This window comes from Clostridium nigeriense (assembly GCF_050585245.1).
In the GTDB taxonomy this organism is placed as follows: Bacteria; Bacillota; Clostridia; order Clostridiales; family Clostridiaceae; genus Clostridium; species Clostridium nigeriense_A.
The window spans coordinates 1-4,084 of sequence record NZ_JBNOOF010000025.1; the positions used below are offsets into that span (position 1 = coordinate 1).

9 protein-coding genes are annotated in these 4,084 nt (G+C 30.0%); all 9 read right to left on the minus strand.

What is annotated here, in order from left to right:
- Positions 1 to 56: 56 nt before the first annotated feature.
- The gene (locus ACQPUY_RS17505; RefSeq protein ID WP_430843315.1) at positions 57 to 203 is read right to left on the minus strand and encodes a hypothetical protein; all 147 of its coding nucleotides are present in this window, start codon (positions 201 to 203) and stop codon (positions 57 to 59) included.
- The gene (locus tag ACQPUY_RS17510; protein ID WP_430843317.1) at positions 196 to 690 is read right to left on the minus strand and encodes a hypothetical protein; all 495 of its coding nucleotides are present in this window, start codon (positions 688 to 690) and stop codon (positions 196 to 198) included. Before ACQPUY_RS17510 ends, ACQPUY_RS17505 begins: the two co-directional genes overlap by 8 nt.
- Positions 687 to 917: a hypothetical protein gene (locus ACQPUY_RS17515; protein WP_430843319.1), complete on the minus strand. Its 231-nt coding sequence runs from the start codon at positions 915 to 917 to the stop codon at positions 687 to 689. Before ACQPUY_RS17515 ends, ACQPUY_RS17510 begins: the two co-directional genes overlap by 4 nt.
- Positions 918 to 1,010: 93 nt before the next feature.
- A complete protein-coding gene (locus tag ACQPUY_RS17520) occupies positions 1,011 to 1,763 on the minus strand; it encodes a hypothetical protein (protein WP_430843321.1) in 753 nt (250 codons plus the stop codon).
- A 2-nt stretch (positions 1,764 to 1,765) separates the two neighbouring features.
- Positions 1,766 to 2,074, minus strand: coding sequence for a hypothetical protein (locus ACQPUY_RS17525; protein WP_430843323.1), 309 nt, complete (start codon positions 2,072 to 2,074; stop codon positions 1,766 to 1,768).
- Between the two features lie 2 nt (positions 2,075 to 2,076).
- A complete protein-coding gene (locus ACQPUY_RS17530; RefSeq protein WP_430843325.1) occupies positions 2,077 to 2,445 on the minus strand; it encodes a YopX family protein in 369 nt (122 codons plus the stop codon).
- A 10-nt stretch (positions 2,446 to 2,455) separates the two neighbouring features.
- Complete coding sequence (locus ACQPUY_RS17535) at positions 2,456 to 2,839, minus strand: hypothetical protein (RefSeq protein WP_430843327.1); 384 nt, start codon at positions 2,837 to 2,839, stop codon at positions 2,456 to 2,458.
- Positions 2,832 to 3,416 carry a hypothetical protein gene (locus ACQPUY_RS17540; protein ID WP_430843329.1) on the minus strand — a complete coding sequence of 195 codons (585 nt, stop codon included), beginning with the start codon at positions 3,414 to 3,416 and terminating at the stop codon, positions 2,832 to 2,834. Before ACQPUY_RS17540 ends, ACQPUY_RS17535 begins: the two co-directional genes overlap by 8 nt.
- A gap of 14 nt (positions 3,417 to 3,430) precedes the next feature.
- A partial coding sequence (locus ACQPUY_RS17545) for a DnaA N-terminal domain-containing protein (RefSeq protein ID WP_430843331.1) occupies positions 3,431 to 4,084 on the minus strand: 654 nt, incomplete at its 5' end.

Sequence of the window (4,084 nt, forward strand, 5' to 3'; positions counted from 1 at the left end):
TTCCTGCTGCAAAATTTAAATCTGGATCCCTTGTTAATCTTCCGATAAGTACTACCTTATTCATTATCCTTATTCTCCTTTTCCAATCTATCTAATGCTCTATTTACAACTAATGCTATATCTCTTATTTCCTCATCATTTAATGAAAATGCAATATTTCTAATTGTTTCTAATAAAACTCTAACTGCTGAAATGTTACTCATTACCTCTCCCTCCTTTTAAATACATATCATAGTAAGTTACTCCCACTGCATAAGCCTGCCATATATCCTTTTTAAATCCATAAAACCATCCTGGTTCTTTCTTAGTTCCTTTTCCTTTATTAGGTGTATTAGGAGCGAATCTATCTATTAATGCTTGTACTATATTGCTATCTTTAGCTTTCATAGAATTGCATAAATTCATTTTTTCATCTTTTCTGTAGATGTATGTTACTTCTACATTCCACTGCTTAGCCTTTTCTGTAAATCTTCCAATCCAAACACAAGTATCAAATACTGTTGCTCCAACGGCCATCCCATAACTAGCAACCATTTCTATTGCTACATCTGATTGCTTGTAATAACAAGCACTATTTATTATGTTTAACATTTCCTCATTTATAACCTTGCCTTTTCTTCTTACACTTAAATCATCATTGAGAATTACATATCCACTTTCTATATTCCCTGGATCTATTGCTAATATCATTTCATCACTTCCTTATCTACATTTATCCACTCTCTGCCTTGCTTTAATTCCATATCTACCCAACCCTTAGCGAGTATATCTGTTTTCTTAAAGCTCTCTTTATATTTCTCAAACTGTATCACTAAAAAATGCTTTGTTATTACTGCTATACTTCCTTCTCTTTTAGTAGGTAATCCTTTAAAATATTCATTTTTATATATTACTTTTACTTTATCTCCTATCTTCATTTCTTCACCCTCTTAATTCTTATTTGATTTTCATTTGAGAATAGGAGCATATAACTATGTTGGATTTACTCCTATTCTCCTTGTATTTAATTTTTATTCAAAGTATACTTCCGGTTCTTTTTCTGGTCTTACTTCTTCATTGTCATATACCCTATCTATTTCTATTTCTACTCCTGCTTGACTTAATGACATAAGATATAATGAAAATTTATCTAAATGTCTTAATGAAGATATCTCGCATTTTTTATCATAAATAAAATCCCATTGATCTTTTTCGTGTATATCATTCCATCTATAAACATCAATACAGAAATTTAGTTTTTCATCATGTTCACATTCAAATAATATTCTTCCACTTTCTCTCTTTACCCAATTTCTTTCTTCAGCTTGATCAAATTCATAGCTTACATCTACACATTCATATGATGGACCATCTTCATACTCAACTCCTAGACCTTGTGTATCAACTTCCTCTGCAACATACTCGCACCACTTTGAAAATAAATCTGATACCTTTATAACTTTTATATCTATTTTAGAAACCATTAATTCTTTAAAGTTTTCTAATATCTTTTTGTTATCGAAAGCTGTATTTTTTAACACATGAACTAAAACATCATCTAGCTTTGTAATATACGCTGAGTAATCATAGTTTTCTAAATAAGGAACCATAACTCCCTCTACTTTTTCTTCAATAACTTTCTTTACTGCTCCATTCCATTTGAATAAATCTTCTAATGAGTTCTCAATACATTTTTCTAACTTATCTGTTATAACTCTCTCTATAATTCCCTTTTCTAACTCTCTTGTTATACAATCCTTTATGCTATTTTCTAAATTACTCATTCTTATATATCCTCCCTATTATTTCTTAAATCTTCTTTACCTTGCTTATATATAACCCTAGAATCTCTATGAACTTCATCTAAATACTTAACTATATTTTCTAGTAGGTCCTTTAACTCTGCTCTCTCTCCACGCCTTAAGCTACTTCTTATTTCACATCTTATTACGCTCCATCTAAAATAAGCTTGTAAGCTATCTTGCATTAATCTAAATGCTCCTGCTATATCATTTTCATTTAGATTATTTTTTCTTTTGATTATGTTTCCTAAGATAATACAGTCATCTAGATATTGATTTTTTAATTCTTCCACTTTTAATTACCTTCTAATAACTCTGGATTTTCATATATATTGCCTATTACTTCTAAAGTGAAAGCTCTTACTCCATAATGATGATATTCATTATTCCCCCATTTTTTATCATTCCACCTTAACATAAACATTGCACCTTCAGAGAATATAACTTCGCATACGATATTACTTTCATAAGCTTTTACTATATCTCCCTCATATATTTCTTTTCCATTCTTATCTTTAAGTCCTGTATATTGCATCAGATCCTCAAATACATACTCCACATTCCAACCATATGGCATTGACTCACCAGTTTTAAATGAATGTCTTTGTATTGGTAATATCTTTTTTCTTTCACTGTCCCAAACTCTAAATTTAATTTCTCTCATTATTACACCTCTATATAATTAATTTTCCACCCATACAGGCTCTTATTACATCTTCTTTGATATATTTATCCTTCTGTAAAGTTAGCCTCTTTAAAAGCCTATTTAATGCCTTATCACTTATCTGTAATACTTCGTTTATTTCTTCTCTAGTTAAATACTGCTTGTCCCATAACTCTTCTAGTTTATTTTGAAACTCTAACTTTAATTCTTGGTCCAATTTATGTCCATACTTTCCATGTACTCCATAAGTACCTTTGTGATGATACCAACATAAATTTATTAAATTCAATTTACAGTTTTCTAAATACTTAGCTTGTTTACGCTTTACGATATGATGTGTTTCTACTAAGTAATTAGATTCGCATTTATCACATATTTTTATTTCTCTAGTCATTTATATACCACTTACCTCTAATTTCATCTAAATGTATTTCAAAACCATCTTCACATTCAATCCATTCATCTTTAATACTTGTAATTAATTTAAAACAATCTGCTCCATTACATTTTTTATATTTATAACTTTCACTCTCTATCTCCTTACCCTCTTCATATTCTTTAAATGCTTCTTCAAATGTGTATTCTTTTCTTTGTAATTTATATACATTGGTATCACGGAAGAACATTTGCCCATCTGGTACAAATCCATCTTTTCTTATAATCGAAATACCTTTTTCATTTCTTGTTATCCTATAAACAGAGCTTTCCCAAACTTCTCCCTCTTTTATATCTGCTATTACTTCTCTAAATGTCTTTTCCATTTTATCCTCCTTAACTTCTTCTAGCATCTCATCTGTCCAATAGTAGTCTGCTCCTTCAAGGTCATATCCTCTGTCATCTTCAAAATTTATTTTTAATATTCTCCCTTTATGTTTCTCCATATATTTAACGAACGTTTGGTGCCCATACATCTCCCCTGCAATTAAATCTTCTCTAACTCTAACCTTATCTCCAACTTTAAATTTTGACATTTAAAATAATCCTCCTATATAACTTCTATCTTCTTTAAGAAAATATAATATAATTTATCCTTAAACCTATCCCTAATAACTTCTCTATTGAAATCATTATTAACTTTTATAGTTATTTCATTATCTGTTTCGGTTATCTCTGTATCTATAAACCAACTTCTATAACTTACCTCAGATATTTCTTCATAAATTTTCTTATGTGCTTCTGTGGAGAATGAAAGGGATGGAAGTACAGGCGCTTCTTCTTTTCCTTCTCCTCTTTCTTCTCCTTCTTCATCATTCTTTATATATTCTTTATCATTCTTGTTTGTTTTCTTTTGTTTTTCCTCTGCGTTTCCTTCGTGTTTCTTCTCTGTTTCTTCTGTGTTTCCTTGGTGTTTCTCTTGTGTTTCTTCTGTGTTTCCCCCATCTTCTCCTAAGCTAGTATTATCAATGCTTAAGGGTGTTTCCTTTCCTTGATACTTATCATAATTTACTATTGTTATAACTGTCTTTGAACTATCACTTATATACTTAATCATGTTGTCTTTGACTAACTGGTCAAGAAAGTGAGTTACCTTCTTTGTTGACCACTTCCATCTATCAGAAAGTTTCCTTATTGATGTAATTCTTTGCCCTCTTTCAACAACTTCTAAACTGCTATTTATCATTATTTTAGCTTCCTTATG

What these genes read in the sequence shown, in the direction of transcription:
- ACQPUY_RS17505 (WP_430843315.1), bottom strand. Translation starts at nt 203, where the DNA reads ATGAGTAACATTTCAGCAGTTAGAGTTTTATTAGAAACAATTAGAAAT.
- ACQPUY_RS17510 (WP_430843317.1), bottom strand. Translation starts at nt 690, where the DNA reads ATGATATTAGCAATAGATCCAGGGAATATAGAAAGTGGATATGTAATT.
- ACQPUY_RS17515 (WP_430843319.1), bottom strand. Translation starts at nt 917, where the DNA reads ATGAAGATAGGAGATAAAGTAAAAGTAATATATAAAAATGAATATTTT.
- ACQPUY_RS17520 (WP_430843321.1), bottom strand. Translation starts at nt 1,763, where the DNA reads ATGAGTAATTTAGAAAATAGCATAAAGGATTGTATAACAAGAGAGTTA.
- ACQPUY_RS17530 (WP_430843325.1), bottom strand. Translation starts at nt 2,445, where the DNA reads ATGAGAGAAATTAAATTTAGAGTTTGGGACAGTGAAAGAAAAAAGATA.
- ACQPUY_RS17535 (WP_430843327.1), bottom strand. Translation starts at nt 2,839, where the DNA reads ATGACTAGAGAAATAAAAATATGTGATAAATGCGAATCTAATTACTTA.
- ACQPUY_RS17540 (WP_430843329.1), bottom strand. Translation starts at nt 3,416, where the DNA reads ATGTCAAAATTTAAAGTTGGAGATAAGGTTAGAGTTAGAGAAGATTTA.